The organism is Bradyrhizobium sp. SZCCHNR1015 (assembly GCF_032489875.1).
Lineage (GTDB): Bacteria > Pseudomonadota > Alphaproteobacteria > Rhizobiales > Xanthobacteraceae > Bradyrhizobium.
In genome coordinates, this window is record NZ_JAUEYW010000008.1 from 244483 (window position 1) to 261337 (window position 16855).

Here is a 16855-nt window from a genome sequence, read left to right on the forward strand (position 1 = left end):
TCATTCAGCCGGTTCGGGCTGCAGACCCGGCGATGTCTGCGCCGCCTGGTCCGGCTCCAGCCACGCGCCGAGCGCCGTCAGGAAGGATTCGTTGCTCAGGATCGAGAAGTGATCGTCGCCGATCACGCCGAGGTCTGCCGCCTGCGGCAGCCGCGCCGCGAGCCGATCGCGCTGTCGAAGCCGGCCCGAGGTCCACCAGCAGCCGGGCGCGACAGCGAGATCAGTCGGCCATTCGGCCGTTTGCGCCAGTTGCGCGAGATGGCGTCCGACCCTGAAAGCCGCGACGATGTCGTCGATGCCGAGAAGGCCGTCGCGCGGCTGTAGCGGCGCCGTGCCGATCGCATCGGCGACGAGGCCCCGGATCACCTCGTCCGTCGCGGGCGCATCGGCGGAACGGATCGCCGCCACCTGCGACGTGATCGTTGACAACTGCACGCCCGGCGCCGTGACCGAGAGCAGCGCGAGCAAGTCGTCAGTCCAATGCAGCGTCGGCTGCTGGCCGCCATGCGGAACGAAGCTGTCGATCAGCGCCAGGCGCTCGACCCGCGCGCCGCGCCGTTCCAATTCGACGGCGACCAGGCCCGCGAGCAGCCCGCCGAGCGACCAGCCGATCAGATGATAGGGCCCCTCGCTCTGCGTCTGTACGATCTCATCGGCATAGTCCACGGCCATCGCCGACAGCGAGCGATCGATGAAGGACGGCTCGATCAGCGTCCGGCACTGCAGTCCGATCAGTTGCCGTTCTCCCTCCAGACGGCGCGCCAGCGGCGCATAGTCGAACACGGTGCCGAAGCCGCCGTGAAGGCAGAACACCGGCGCCGCGCCATCGACCGGCGAACTCAGGGGCAGCAGCGCCGACGGCCGCGTGGATGATGCTGCGGGCGAGCCGAGCAAGGCGCGAATGGTCGGCTTCTGCAAGAGATCCCGCAGCTTGATCTCGCCATCGAGGACCGGGTCGCGGCGAAGCCGCGCGATCACCTTGAGGCTGAGAATCGAGTTGCCGCCGAGCTCGAAGAAGTTGTCGGTGACGCCGACTTGCGCGACGCCGAGAACCTCCGCCCACAGCTTTGCCATCGCGGCCTCGGCCGGATTTCCCGGCGCGATGAACGCGCGTCCGGCTGCAATACCGGGCGCGGGCAACGCCTTGCGATCGACCTTGCCGCTAGACAGCGCGGGCAGACGCTCGAGCACGATGATGCGGGCCGGAACCATGTAGGCCGGCAAAGTCCGGCGCAGTGCGGCAATCAGCGTTGCAGACAGCCGCTCGGCCGGAGCAGCGGCGGCGTCACCCGGCGCCCGTGGCGCCACATAGGCCACGAGCTGATTTCCTCCCGCACCCGCCACCACGAGCACGGTAGCCTGTGCGACTGCGGGGTCGCTCAGCAGGGTCGATTGGATTTCGCCAAGCTCGATCCGGAAGCCGCTGACCTTGACCTGATCGTCGCTGCGCCCGAGATACTCGATCGTGCCGCTCGCATCCCAGCGCGCAAGGTCGCCGGTGCGGTAGAGACGTGCGCCCTCCTCCGTCGAAAATGGATCCGGCACGAAGCGTTCCGCCGTCATGCCTGGCTTGGCGAGGTAGCCGCGCGCCAGCCCGAAACCGCCGACATAGAGCTCGCCGGCTGCGCCTGCCGGAACGAGATTCAGCGCGCCATCGAGGATGTAGGCGGTGCGGCGCCCGACAGGAATGCCGATCGGCGCATAGGCCTTGTCGCATGCCGTGTTGCCATCGACCTTCCACACCAGCGGTGTTACGACGGTCTCGGTCGGACCATAGCCGTTGATCAGGATCCGCGGCTTCAGCGCCCGCCTCACCTTGTCGAAGCCGGTCTTCGGCATGGCCTCGCCACCGAACGAATACAACCGCACCGGCGGCGGATTTCCGGTCTGCTCCACCCATTCGGCGACCTGCTGCAGGTAGGCCGGCGGCAGGCCGATATGCGTCACGCGCTGCGCATGAAGCTCGGCGACCGTCTGCTCCGGCGTCCACAGCTCCGCATCGCGCATGACCAGCCGTGCGCCCTGCGACAGCACCGTGAGCCACCGTTCATGCGCGCCGTCGAAGGCCAGCGACAGGAAATGCAGCTCGGTTGCGTGCTCGTCGAGCTCGTAGAGCGCAGCGGTCGCCCGGCAATGCATCGCCAGCGGTCCATGCGCGACCGCGACGCCTTTCGGCCGCCCGGTCGAGCCGGACGTGTAGATCACATAAGCCAGATTCTCCGGATGCAGGCCCGGATCCGGCGCATGGTGCGGACCGCTGTCGAAATCGAACGAGGCCAGATCGACGGCCTGGAGGCCTTCGGTGGCGGCGATCTCATGCGCGCCGGACAGCAGCATGCTCATCCCGGAATCGCGCATCAGATGGGCGATGCGGTTCGGCGGCAGCTCGGGATCGAGCGGCACATAGGCTCCGCCGGCCTTCAGCACGGCGAGCAGCGCGGCCATCGTCACTTCGTTGCGCGCGACGACGACGCCGACGCGCTGGTCTGGCTGGAGCCCGGCGCCGACGAGGCGGAGCGCGAGCCGGTTGGCACGACGATCGAGCTCACCGTAGGACACGTTCCTGCCGCCGATCGTGAGGGCGACACGTTCCGGGTCACGCTGGGCATGACCGCTGATCATCTCGTGCACGAGCGGACGCGTCGCGGAAGACGCCGCCCGGCCATTGCAGGCGTCAGCGCGCTGGACATCCAGAGCGGTAGCCGCATCGATTGCGCCGAGCGCGGCTTCCGGACTTCGCATGATAGCCGCGAGCAGATGTTCGAATTGCGCCCTCACCTGCTCCGCCTGATCCGGCGTGAAGTGGCTCGGCATATAGGTGAACTCGACCTGCAGCGTATCCTCGACCATGATGGACAGGTCCATCGGATAGTTGGTGACGTCGACATTGCGCAGCTCGCCGAATTGAAGCGAGCCGTCGCCCTGCAGCAGGCCCCGGTCGACGGGATAGTTCTCGAACACGATGATACTGTCGAACATGCTCTCGCCAGCACGGCCGGCCCAGCTCTGGATGTCGTAGAGCGGCGTCTGCTCGAAATTGCGCATCGCCGCGTTACGGTCCTGCATGGCACGCAGCCAGTCGCCGATCGTGGTGGCCGGCGACGGCGTCTCGATCACCGGCAGCGTATTGATGAACAGGCCGATCATCTGCTCGGCCCCGTCGAGACCAGCCGGACGGCCGGCGACGGTGACACCGAAGGTGACGGTCTGCTGGCCGGTGTAGCGTTGCAGCAGCAGCGCCCAGACGCCCTGGATGAGCGTGTTCAGGGTGATGCGCTCGCGCCGAGCAAACGCCTTCAAGGCCGCGGTCGCGTCTTCGTCGAGCCGCGTGTAGCAGCGCTGGTGCCCGTGCGCATCGTGGCGCCGTGCTCCGAAGGCATCGGCCAGTTGCGTCGGCTGATCGAAGGCCGTGAGTTGCCCCCGCCAGAAGCGCTCGGCGGCCTGCGCGTCCTGGGCCAGCAGCCAGGCGACATAGTCGCGATAATGCGCTGAACGAGCCGCGAGCGGCCGCCCGGCATAGCGCTGCAGGATTTCGCCGATGAAGCGGGACGAACTCCAGCCATCCATCAGGATGTGATGGTAGGTCCAGATCAGGCGATGGCGCTCGTGGTCGAGCTGCAGCAGCCGGACACGCTGCAGCGGCGGCACCGCGAGATCGAACTCGACGTTACGCTCCGCGGCCAGGGCCGACGACAGCCGCGCTTCATCGACGACCTGCCCGCGCCAGTCCTCCATCACGAACGGCGCGTTCGCGGCACGATGGACGGCCTGCAGCGGTGCACCGGACAGCTCGCGCCAGAGAAAACCCGTGCGCAGCATCGGATGAGAGTCAGAGACCTCTTGCCACGCGCTGCGCAGCCGCTCGACGTCCAGCCCGCGGATCTCGACGCTGATCTGGTTGACGTAGACACCGCTGCCGGCATCGCGCAGGCTGTGGAACAGCATGCCCTGCTGCATCGGCGAGAGCGGGTAGACGTCCTCGATGCGGTCCCAGTCGACCCCGAGCCGAGCGAGCTCGTCGCTCGTCAGCCCAGACAATGCGCCGCGCGCGAGCGCAATCGCGGGCTGATCTTTCCGCGCCACTCGGCAGGCCGGCGCGAGCAGCTCGATCGTCTGCAGCCGGAAAACGTCTCTCGGGTCCAGTTCGAGACCGACGCGGCGTGCGCGACCGACCATCTGCAGCGAGATGATCGAGTCGCCGCCGAGCTCGAAGAAATTGTCGGTGACGCCGACGTCCGGCTGGTGGAGCAGTTCGGCCCAGATCGCGGCGAGCGTGGCCTCGGCGGGACTACGTGGCGAGATGCGCTGTCCCTGTGCGGGCCGGGTGTCGGGCAATGGCAAGGCCTTGCGATCGATCTTGCCGTTCGGCGTCAGCGGCAGAAGCGGCAGCACCATGACGCGCGACGGCACCATGTAGTCCGGCAGCGCCGACGCGAGCGTCGCGCGCAGCTCAGCTCCGTCGAGCCCATCGTCGCCGCTGACATAGCCGACGAGCTGCCGCCCGCCGCCGAGCTCTTGCGCCACCACGACGCTGTCGCGGACGCCGGGCTGCGTGCGCAACCGCGCCTCGATCTCGCCGAGCTCGATGCGGTGGCCGCGAATCTTCACCTGATGGTCGGCACGGCCGACATAGTCGAGCAGTCCATCGGCGCGCCACCGCGCCAGATCGCCGGTCCGGTACAGCCGCGCACCGCGATCGCCGAATGGATCGGGAACGAAGCGCTCGGCGCTGAGCGCCGCCCGGCGCCAATAGCCGCGGGCCAGGCCTTCGCCGCCGATGAAGAGCTCGCCTGTCACGCCGACAGGGGCGCGGTTGAGATCGCCGTCGAGCACGTGCAGCGTGGTGCTGCCGATCGGGCCGCCGAGGACGGGTGCGGGATCGCGCACATCGAGCCGATGACGCGCCGACCACACTGTGGTTTCAGTCGGCCCGAACAGGTTCCAGACCTCGCCGCCGAGCGCGAGCAGCCGGAGCGCCAGATCGGGCGCCAGCGCCTCGCCGCCGCTCAGCAGGCGGCAGCCTTGAGGCAGCCATCCACGCGCGCCGTCGTCATGGTCGAGCAGCATGCGCCAGCTCGACGGCGTGGCCTGGATCATGGTCGCGCCATGACGGCCCACGATCGCTTTCAACGCCGCCGGATCATGGGCCGAGGCGCGGTCCGCCAGCACGATCTGCGCGCCATGAGTCAGCGGCAACCAGAGTTCGAGCATCGCGATGTCGAACGACAGCGAGGTCAAACCGAGCACGCGGTCATCGCGCGCAATGCCCGGCTGCTCAGCCATGGTCGCCAGGAAATTCGTCACCGCGCCATGGCGCACCATCACCCCCTTGGGCAGGCCGGTCGAGCCCGAGGTGTAGATGACGTAAGCCAGGTTTTCAGGATGGACGGCGACATCGAGATTGCCGACGTCGGCAACTTCCTCTCCAGGCGCCTCGTCCAGCAGCCAGACCTCGGCGTGGCCGTCCGCCAGCACCGGCGCGAGCCGGTCGTGGAGCGCCGCCTGCGTCAGCAGCAGCTTGGCGCCGCTGTCGGCCAGCATGTGCGCGAGACGCTCAGCCGGGTAGTCCGGATCGAGCGGCAGATAGGCCCCGCCCGCCTTGAGCACCGCGAGCAGCGCCACCATCATCGTGACACCGCGCTCCAGCGCCAGCCCTACCACGACATCGGGACCGACGCCGCCCTCCCTGAGCCTTTGGCCCAGCCGGTTCGAGCGCGCGTTCAGCGCGGCGTAGCTGAGCGTCTCCTCATTGTGCACGAGCGCGATCGCATCGGGCGCGCGCCCCGCCTGCGCCTCGAATTGAGCGACGACTCCGGGCGATATCACGGCGGCCGCTGTCGCGTTCACCCGTGCCAGCAGCGCGATATCCGCGGGATCATCGGCCGCAATGCAGCCGACCGCCTGCTCCGCATCGCGAGCGATGGCCGCGAGCAGTTGCACGAACGCCATCTGCAGCCGACGGATCTGGACGTCGTCGAAATGTTGCTGCTGGAAATTGAACACCAGCCGTAGCTCGCTTTCGAGACCGACACTCACGAACAGCGGGTAGTTGCTGGTTTCGAGGATCCTCGTCCGGCTGACGCTCAGACGGCCATCTCGGGTCTTCAAGGCCGCGTCCACCGGATAGTTCTCGAACACGAGGATGCTGTCGAACAGCGGACGCCCGCTCCTGCCCGCGATCCGCTGGATGTCGGCCAGCGGCATCCAGCCGTGATCCCGCAGGCCGAGATTGCGATCCTGCAAGTCCCGCAGCCACGCGCCGACGCGCTGCTCCGGATCCTTGGTATCGACCACCGGCAAGGTGTTGATGAAGAGGCCGACCATCTCTTCGGCGCCGGCGAGCTCGGCGGGCCGGTCCGATACCGTCACGCCGAAGCAGACTGTAGGCTGGCCGGTGAACCGACGGAGCAAATGCGCCCATGCCGCCTGCACCACCGTGTTCAGCGTGACCCGTTCGCGGGTCGCGAAGCGTTGCAGCCGCTCGCTGAGATCGGCGTCCACCATCATGGCGAGCGAGCCATGGCCGACGCGAGCGCCGGCCGCAGGCTGCGACAGCAGGCTCGGCTCGTCGAGCCCGGCCAACGCCGCTCGCCAGAACTCGGCCGCCGCACCGTGGTCCTGCGCCTGCAGCCATCCGATGTAGTCGCGGAAGCGCGGCGGCGGTCCTTGCAGCGCCCCCTGCCCCTCTTGCTGCATCACCTCGGCAATGAAGCGGGCCGAGCTCCAGCCGTCTATCAGAATGTGATGATGGGTCCAGATCAACCAGTGCCGGTCATCGGCGATCCGGACCAGCCGCACGCGCTGCAGCGGCGGCCGCGAGAGATCGAAGCCGTCGGCGCGCTCGCGATCTGCAACTGCCATGAGCTCAACCTCCAGCGCCGACGGAGTAAGTCCCGCCGCACGTTCCCGCCAATCCTCCGCGACGAAGGCAACGTCGGCATTGCGATAAACGATTTGCTGCGGCGGTCCGGACAATTCACGCCACAGGAAACCGGTGCGAAGCACGGCATGGCGATGGCTGACCGCCTGCCAAGCGGCTTGCAGCTTGCCGGCGTCGAGGCCGCGGATCTCGGCTGCAACCTGGTTGACGTAGACCCCGGCGCCGTCGTCGTGCAGCGCATGAAACAACATGCCCTGCTGCATCGGCGACAGCGGATAGATGTCCTCGATCTCGTGCCAATCCAGCGCCAGCGCATCGAGCTCGGCCTGGCTCAGCTTCGACAGCGGCACATCGGACGGCGTCACGCCATGGACGCCGCTCGTGCAATGATCGACCAGCTCACGAAGCGCTTCCTCGAAACAACCGGCGACGCGGGTCACGGTCTCGCGTCGATAGCGCTTCCTGCTGAAGCCGAACGACAACTGCAGACGGCCGTCGAGCACCCTCGCATTGATCGCGATATGGTGGCGCAGCGGGCTCGATGCTGCACGTGAAGGTCCTGCGCTCTCGGGCGCGATCGAGAACAGCGCCGTCTCGTCCGCGCTGCCATCGACCTGACCGAGATAGTTGAACCCGATGCGCGGCTGCACGCCCGTCCTCAGCGCCGCACGCTGGGCATCAGACCCCAGGTAGCACAGCACGCCGTAGTCAAGCCCCCGGTTGGGGACGGACCGCAGCATCTCCTTGGTCGCCTTGATCAGCTCGGCGGGCGGCCGCGATCCAGCCGTCAATTGCACCGGAAACGCGGTCGTGAACCAGCCGATGGTTCGCGACAGATCGAGCCCGCCGCCGAGATCCTCGCGGCCGTGGCCTTCGAGCTCGATCGCCATGATCTCACGGCCCGACCACTGCCACAACGCACGCGCCAGCGCCGACAGCAGCAGATCATTGACCTGGGTTCGGTACGCGCCGTGCGCCGCGCCCAGCAGGCGCGCGGTCAGCTCCGCGTCGATCGCGAGCAGCACGTCGTCAGCGTCGGCGCTCGTATCCCGATCCGCATGATCGACATCGCACGGCAGGTCATCCGTCTGCCGGAGACCGGACCAATGATCGAGCTCGTCCGACAGCACATCCGAGGCCGCATGCGCGTGCAGTGCTGCGCCCCATTGGGCATAGGCGTGCGTCTTGGGCGGCAGCGTCGCCTCCTGCCCACGCATGAGCTGCGCATAGGCCGCCGCGAGATCCTCCAGCAGCACACGCCACGACACGCCGTCGATCACGAGGTGATGGATTACGATCAGGAGGCGCTGCCCGCCGTCCGGCAGATCGATGCCGACCATCTGCACCAGACGACCCTGCGCGAGCGAGAGGCTCGCCTGGACCTCAGCGGCCAGCGCGGTGACCGCCTCGCCGTCGGCCAGCTCGCACGATCGGAACAGACCGGAGGCGGCCGGCGCCGACGCGTGCTCGGCGCGCCAGGTGCCGTCGATGCGTTGGAAGCGCAGCCTCAGCGCATCATGATGGGTGACGACGGCCACCGCCGCGCGCCGCAGCACGTCCCAGTCGAGCCGCTGCTGCGGCCGCAGCAGCAAGGCCTGGTTCCAGTGATCGGGCGCGTCCAGCTCCTGCTCGAAGAAGCGGAGCTGAATCGGCAACAACGGCAGTGGCCCGGAGACGAGGCCCTGCTCCGCCGTCGTCTCCAGCCGAGCGATCTGCCGCGCGTCGCGCGCCAGGGCTTCCAGTGTCTGATGCTTGAAGACGTCGCGCGGCTCGATCAGAAGGCCGGCTCGCCGCGCGCGACTGACCATCTGCAGCGAGATGATGGAATCGCCGCCGAGCTCGAAGAAATTGTCGGTCATGCCGACATCGGGCTGATGCAGTAACTCGGCCCAGATGGCCGCCAGCGCAGCCTCGGCCGCCGTCCGCGGCGCAATCCGCGTGACTGATGCGGGCGCCTCCGGCGCTGGCAGCGCATTGCGATCGACCTTGCCATTCACCATCAGCGGCAGACGATCGAGCACCACGATCCACGCCGGCACCATGTAGTCCGGCAGCGTCGCGGACAAGGCGTCGCGCAGCACCGCAGCATCGAGCGTGCCGTCACCGCAGACATAGCCGATCAGTTGGCGGCCTGCCCCGAATTCCCTGGCGATGACGACGGCCGCAGTGACCGATGGCTGCTGCCGAAGCCGCGCCTCGATCTCGCCGAGCTCGATGCGGAAGCCGCGAACCTTCACCTGATGATCGGTGCGGCCGACATAGTCGATGGCGCCGTCGCTGCGCCAGCGCGCCAGATCGCCGCTCCGGTACAGCCGCGCGCCGGGAGGTCCGAACGGATCGGGAATGAAGCGCTCGGCCGTCAGCGCCGCGCGACCGAGATAGCCGCGCGCCAGCCCGTCGCCGCCGATATGGAGCTCGCCCGTCGTACCCTCGGCCACCGGATTGAGGTCGGCATCGAGAATGCGCAGGATCGTGCCCGGGATCGGCACGCCGATCGGCACGCGTGGCCCGCTCGCCTCGCGGCAGCTCCAGAAGCTGGCATTGATGAGCGCTTCGGTCGGTCCATAGCGGTTGTCGAACCGGATCGCTGGAAATACCGCGTAGACTTGGTCCCTCAGCTGGACCGGCAGAGCCTCGCCGCCAGAGAACAGGCGTTTCAGGCTCACGCATCGGCGCGCCTCGGGCTCGGCCACGAATTGCGCGAGCATCTGGGGCACGAAATGCAGCGTCGTGACGCCGTGCGCGGTGACCGCATCGATCAGCCGCTTCGGCTCGCGATGGGCGCCCGGCGCCGCGATCGCAAGCCGTGCACCGACGGTCAGCGGCCACAGAATTTCCCACACCGCGACGTCGAAGCTGAACGGCGTCTTCTGCAACAGCGTTTCGCCGGGATCGAGCCCATACTCCCGCTGCATCCAGGCCAGCCGTGCCGCCAGCGCGCCACGCGTGCAGGCCACGCCCTTCGGCATGCCGGTCGAGCCGGACGTGTAGATCACGTAAGCGAGGCTCTCGGCGTGGATCGGACTGCGGAGATCCGAACTGCCGGCATCGATCCCGTGCGAAGCGCGGCTGTCGTCGACGGCCATCAGCTCGGCGCCCGCCCCTGCCATGATCTCCATCAGCCGATCGCGCAACTGCGGCTGCGTCAGCACCAGTCGCGCGCCGCTGTCGCCCAGCATCGCGGCGAGCCGCCCGCTCGGATAATCCGGATCGAGCGGCAGGTAGCCGGCCCCCGCCTTCAGCACCGCCAGCACGGCCACGACCAGATCGGCGCTACGCTCGAATGCGAGGGCGACGGGAGCATCAAGAGCGACGCCGGCCTGCCTGATCTGTCGCGCCAGTCGGTTGGCCCGCGCGTTCAGTTCGGCGTAGCTGATCCCCTCCTGATCAGAGATCAGGGCGACGGCCGCGGGCGACCGTGCGACCTGCTGTTCGATCTGCGTCATGACGTCGACGAAGCCGTCTTTCGCCGTCGGCGCGGCGCGTCCCGAGCTCCAGCGGAGCACCCGTTGCAAAGCGTCGGCGTCGAGGCCATGCAGCTCCGCGACCGGGCGGCTGCTGTCGTCGGCGATGCGCGCGAGCAGACAGGCGAACGCCGCCTGCATCCGCTCGATCTGCGGCCGGTCGAACCGGCTGCGATCGTAACGGAATCCGAGCCGGATGCCGGCGTCGGTCGCGAACACCGCGACCGTCAGCGCATAGTTGGTGATCGAGATCTGCTCGGCGCGGCTGGCGCGCGGCCCCTCGCCGGCCTGATCGCGTAGCGCCGCGTCGACCGGATAGTTCTCGAACACGAAGATGGAGTCGAACAGCGGCCGGCTGGCCCGGCCGGCAAGACGCTGGATCTCGTGCAACGGCATCCAGCCGTGCTCGCGCAGGTCGACGTTGCGGTCCTGCAGGCTGCGCAGCCAGTCGCCCACCAGCGTTTGCGGTCGCGCGTCCTCGAGCACAGGCACGGTGTTGATGAACAGGCCGACCGTCTCCTCCACGCCCGCGATCTCGGGCGGCCGGCCGGAAATCGTGGCGCCGAAGCAGACGACATCCTGCCCGGTCAAGCGCCGCAGCAGCTGGCCCCAGGCCCCCTGCAGCAGCGTGTTCAAGGTCACCCGCTCGCGCCGTGCCACGAGCTGCAGCCGCTCGGTTTTCGCTGCATCGATGACGAGGTCGATCGAAGCATGGCCTTCGGCTGGTGCGGCCGGCCCGCCAAGCGCATCGGCCAGCAGGCTCGGCTCGCCGAGCGTCGAGAGCGAGCGCGACCAGAACGCAATCGACGCCTCGCGATCCTGTCGTTCCAGCCAGGCAATGTAATCGCGATAGCGGCCGCGCGGTGCGCCCAGCGACGCGCCGCCGACATGCTGCATGATCTCCCCGATCAGCCTCGCCGCGCTCCAGCCGTCGAGCAGGATGTGATGATGGGTCCAGATCAGGCGGCAAACGCCGCCGCCGAGATCGATGAGACGGACCCGCTGCAGCGGCGGCCGTGACAGGTCGAAGCCGGCGCGCCATTCGGCCGCCGCCACCTCGGCCAGCGCCGCGTCACGCGTGGCTCGATCCATCGAGTCCGCACGGTCGCGCCAATCCTCCTCGACGAAGGGAACAGGAACCTGCCGATGGACGACCTGCTGCGGCGCGCTCGATAATTCCCTCCACACGAACGCGGTCCGCAGCACCGCGTGTCGTGCCGTCACCGCCTGCCACGCCGCGCGCAGGCGCGCCGCGTCCGCGCCTTCGACGTCGACGGCGATCTGGCTGACATAGTTGCCGCTGTCGCCGTCGCGCAGCGTGTGGAACAGCATGCCCTGCTGCATCGGCGACAGCGGATAGATATCCTCGACATCGCGCCAATCACACGTCGCGCCGAGCAAATCGAGCTCCGGCTGGCCGAGGCGCGACAGCGGAACGTCGGACGGCGTGAGGCCGTGTACGCCGCTGGTGCAATGCGCGACCAGCTCGCGCAACGCCTTGGAATAGCACGCGGCCAGCCGCTCGATCGTCGCGCGGCGATAACGGCGGCGACCGAAGCTGACTGTCAGCTTCAGCCGGCCATCGAGCACCTGACCGTTGATGCTGAGCCAGCGGCCGAGCGGCGCGCTGGCGCTGCGCGACGGCCCCGCGCCTTCCGGCGCGAGCGCGAAGGCAAGGTCGGAGCCGGCGCCGAACTGGCCGAGATAGTTGAAGACGATCCGCGGTTCGGCTCCATCCGCCAGGGCGGCGCGCTGCTCGGGGCTGCCGCAATAGCGCAGCACGCCGTAGCCGAGCCCGCGCGCCGGGATGGCCCGCAACTCCTCCTTGATCGACTTGATGAGGGTGGCGTCGTCGCTCGCGCCGGCGGAGAGCCGAACCGGAAATGCTGTCGTGAACCAGCCGACCGTGCGCGACAGGTCGATGCCTCCGAACAGATCCTCGCGGCCGTGGCCCTCCAGCTCGACCAGGCATTCACCGAGTCCGCACCAGCGGCTGACCGCGCGGGCCAGCGCCGCCAGCAGCAGATCATTGACCTGGGTCCTGTAGGCGGCGGGTGCCTGCTTGAGCAGTTGCCCCGTCATGTCGGCATCGAAGGACACGACGACGTCTTCACCATCGGCAACGCGATCAGTCTCCCCGTGATCGTCGTCGCACGGCAGGTCGTCGGCGGCGCAGCGCTGTCTCCAATAATCGAGCTGATCGGCCAGCTCCTCGCTCGCCGCGTAGTCTTCGAGCCTCCTGCCCCACGACGCCACGGACAGGCTTTTGGGCGGCAAAACAATCGCGGCCGCGCCCTGCTCCGCCTGTCGAGACGCCGAGGCGATGTCCTCGAGCAGGACGCGCCAGGACACGCCGTCGACGACGAGATGATGCACGATGATCAGAAGCCGCTGGCTGCCGTCCGCGACGTCCATGCCGACAAAGCGCAGCAACGGCCCCTGCAGGGACAGGCTCGCCTGCGCGGCCGCGGCAACCGAGGTGATCTCCGCCGCGTCCTGAACAGTACGGATCCAGAGCAGATCGGCGCTCGCCGGCGTCGCGCCGTATCTCGCGTGCCACGTGCCGTCGCTTTGCTCGAATTGCAGCCGCAGGACATCGTGATGCGCCATCACGGCATCGATCGCGCGCGCCATCACGCGCCAGTCGAGCCGCGCCGAGGGTACGAGCATCACGGCCTGGTTCCAGTGATGGCGTTCGCCGGCGTCCTCGGCAAAGAAGCGGCGCTGGATCGGCAACAGCGGCACCGGATCGCCATCGCGCGCAAGCGGCTCCTCAGATGCAACGACCGCCTGATCGCGGCGCGCGACCCGCGCCAGCTCCTGCAGCGTCTGATGCCGGAACAGGTCACGCGGCTCGATCGACAGGCCGCGCTGCCGCGCCCGCCCGACCACCTGCAATGAGATGATGGAATCGCCGCCGAGCTCGAAGAAGTTGTCGGTGAGCCCGACCCGCGCATGGCCGAGCAGCTCGGCCCAGATCGCCGCGAGCTCCAGCTCCACGGCCGATTGCGGCGCGACATAGTCTGTCTCGACAGACGATGGCTCGGGCACCGGCAGAGCGTCGCGATCGACCTTGCCATGCGCCGTGAGCGGCATCCGCGGCATCGGCACGATGCGGGCGGGAACCATGTAGTCCGGCAGTTCCTCCGACAACGCCGTGCGCAGCGCGGTCTCGTCGAGGCCATCCTCGCCGCAGACATAGCCGACGAGCTGCTGGCGTCCGCCGATCTCGCGTGCCGTCACCACCGCCGACTGAACACCAGCCTGCCGCGTGAGCCTTGCCTCGATTTCACCCGGCTCGATACGGAAGCCGCGGATCTTGAGCTGGTGGTCTGACCGGCCGACATAGTCGATGACGCCATCGGTACGCCAGCGCGCCAGATCGCCGGTGCGATACAGCCGCGCGCCCGGTACGCCGAACGGATCGGGGATGAAGCGCTCCGCCGTCAGCGCCGGCCGATTCCAATAGCCGGCCGCGAGCCCCTCGCCGCCGACATGAAGCTCGCCGGTGACGCCGACCGGAACGATGTTGAGATCGCCGTCGAGAACATAGGCCGAGCGCCGGCCGACCGGACGACCGATCGGCGCATAGGCGCCGTCGATCTCGGCATCGGCGTCGACCTTCCAGACCAGTGGCGTGACGACCGTCTCCGTCGGACCGTAGCCGTTGATCAGCTTGCGCGGCCGCAGCGCCCGCCTGACCTTGTCGAAGCCCGATTTCGGCATCGCCTCGCCGCCGAACGAATACAGCGACACGGGCGGCGGATCGCCGCGCCACGCCGCGAAGTCGGCGAGCTGCTGCAGGTAGGCCGGCGGAAAGCCGGCATTGGTCACGCGCTCCGCGCGCATCACGTCGAGCGTCTTCTCCGCCGACCAGAGATCGGCGTCGCGCATCACCAAGGCCGCGCCGCAGCTCAGCGCGGTCCACAACCGCTCGTGCGCGCCGTCGAAGGTGAAGGAGAGGAAGTGCAGCTCGCGCGACTGCCGGTCCATCTCGTAGAGACCGGCGGTGGCGTCGCAATGCATCGCGAACGGTCCATGCGCGACCGCGACGCCTTTCGGTACGCCGGTGGAGCCGGACGTATAGATCACGTAGGCAAGGCTCGCGGGATGGACATCGACCGCCGGATCAATCCCCGTCGTCGCCACCGGGATCGCGCCGAGATCGACAATCGCGATGTCCGGCATCGGCGGCCATTGCGATCGTCCCGCCACATCGACCAGCACGACGCGCGCGCCGGCATCCCGAACGGTTGCAGCGAGCCGCGCCGGCGGATGATCGGGGTCGAGCGGCAGATAAGCGGCGCCGGCCTTGAGGACGGCAACGAAGCCGGCGACGAGATCGGGCGAGCGCTGCATCGAGAGCCCGACGAGATCGCCGGGTCGCACGCCGAGCGCCAGCAGATGCTGCGCGATGGCATTGGCGCGGCGATCGAGCGCCTGATAGCTGATCGTCTCGGCCCCAAACACCAGGGCTGTCGCGCCCGGCGTGTCCTTCGCATGCCGCGCGAACATCCGATGCACCGGCTGGAAGATCGCGCGCGCGGGCGCGCACGCATTCCAGCGCCTGATGTCGTCGCGCTGCCGGTCCGACAACAGCTCCAGCGCCGCGATCCGGCGCGTGGGATCCGCGACCATTTCCTGCAGGATCGTCAGCCAATGCCCGGCGAGCCGAGCGATGGTCGACCGGTCGAACAGCGCCGTGGCAAAGGAAAACAGCGCCGAGACGTCCCCCGACGGCAATTCCTCGCTGTCGAGCGCGAGGTCGAATTTCACCGTCTCGATCTCGGCCGCGATCGTCTCGATCTGCAATTCGGACCCAGCCGGCGCATGCGCCGGCCCGCGCCGATGCTGATGGTTGTAGAGCACCTGGAATAGCGGGGTCTGGCTCAGGCTGCGCTGCGGCTGCAACACGTCGAGCAGCCGCTCGAACGGAAGGTCCTGGTGATCCCTGGCCTCGAGCGAAGCCGCGCGCAGCGTTTCGATGACGTCGGCGAACGTCCCCAGGCTGTCGATCCGCGTCCGCAGCACCTGGGTGTTGACCAGGAGCCCGATCAGCCGGCGCGTTTCCGGCCGATCGCGATTGGCGAGGGGAACGCCGATGCTGATGTCGCGGTGCCCGCTGTAGCGATAGAGCACCAGTTTCAGTGCCGCGAGCAGCGCGACGAACAGCGTCGTGTGATGCTGCCGCGCCAGCTCGCGCAGACGATCGGAAAGCTCGGTGCCGAGCGACAGACGGATGGCACCGCCGGATTGATCGGTCTGGGCCGAACGCGGGCGATCGAACGGCAGTTGCAGCATCGCCGTGTCCTGCAGCCGGCCGGTCCAGTAGCGGAGCTGCCGCTCCTCCTCCACGGCGCCGAGCCACAGCCGCTGCCAGGCGGCAAAGTCGGCATAGTCGATCTCGAGCGCCGGCAGCGAGGCGGTCTCGCCGCGGACGGCTGCGCGATAGAGCTGCCAGAACTCGTCGGTGAGGACCTGCATCGACCAGCCATCGGCGACGATGTGGTGCAGCGTCACCGAGAGAACATGGTCGTGCTCGTCGAGCCTCAGCAGCGCCGCGCGCAGCAGCGGTCCGGATTCGAGATCGAACGGCAGCGCCGCTTCCTCACGCAGCAGCCGGCGCGCCTGCTGCTCGCAATCATCGCCGGCAATCTCGATGCGGCGAAGCGCGACCGGCGCCGGCGGTCCCACGATCTGCTCCGGCTCGCCGCCGTCCTGCCGGAACGTGGTGCGGAGCGCGGCATGGCGCATGACCAGCTCGTCGAGCGCCCGTTGAAGCGCGGCGGCATCGAGACGGCCCCGCAGCCGGATCGCGACCGGCATGTTGTAGGCGGAGCCGTCCGGATCCATCCGCCACAGGAACCAGAGGCGGGCCTGCGCGAACGACAACAGCGCGCGCTGCAGCTGCTGCCGGGCGATCGGCAGAATCGAAAGATCGATGCCCTTGGCCGCCAACTGCGTCAGGAAGGCGCGCTGCTTTGGCGCGTCGAGACGCACCAACCGGCGCGCGATCTCGCTGAGCTGCTGGGCCTGACGTCCGGACTGATCATTCATTGGCGAACTCGACTTCTTCAAGCAGATCGAACATGGCGGCGATGTCGTCGCTGCGCCTCGGCGGCGGGTCCGCGGCGAGCGCGGACGCCATGGTCTCGACCGTGGTCAGTTCGAACAACCGCTTCAGCGGCAGCTCCCGCGCGAGATCACGCTTGATGCGGCCGACGAGCTGGACGGCCACCAGCGAGTCGCCGCCGAGCTCGAAGAAATCATCGGTGACGCCGACGTCCGGCCTGTGCAGCAGCTCGGCCCAGATCGCCGCGAGCGCCGCCTCGGTCGGATTGCGCGGGCCGACGCGCCGCGCCCCCGGCGGCGTCGCATCCGGCCGCGGCAGCGCCTTGCGGTCGATCTTGCCGTTCGGGGTCAGCGGCAGCTCCGGCAGCACGATCACGCGCGAAGGCACCATGTAGTCCGGCAGCGCGTTTGCGAGCGCGGCGCGAAGACCACTGCCGTC

General features: G+C 68.5%; 2 protein-coding genes (1 of these 2 cut by a window edge). Both read right to left on the reverse strand.

Annotated elements, in window-relative coordinates:
- Positions 1 to 16401, reverse strand: coding sequence for a non-ribosomal peptide synthase/polyketide synthase (locus QX128_RS16010; RefSeq protein ID WP_316237913.1), 16401 nt, complete (start codon positions 16399 to 16401; stop codon positions 1 to 3).
- Positions 16394 to 16855 carry the 3' portion of a non-ribosomal peptide synthetase gene (locus tag QX128_RS16015; RefSeq protein ID WP_316237914.1) on the reverse strand. The gene runs 6117 nt beyond the window's last position, so only the last 462 of its 6579 coding nucleotides appear in the window; the start codon falls outside the window, past its right edge — the gene reads right to left on this strand; the stop codon is at positions 16394 to 16396. The genes QX128_RS16010 and QX128_RS16015 overlap by 8 nt, the downstream gene beginning before the upstream one ends.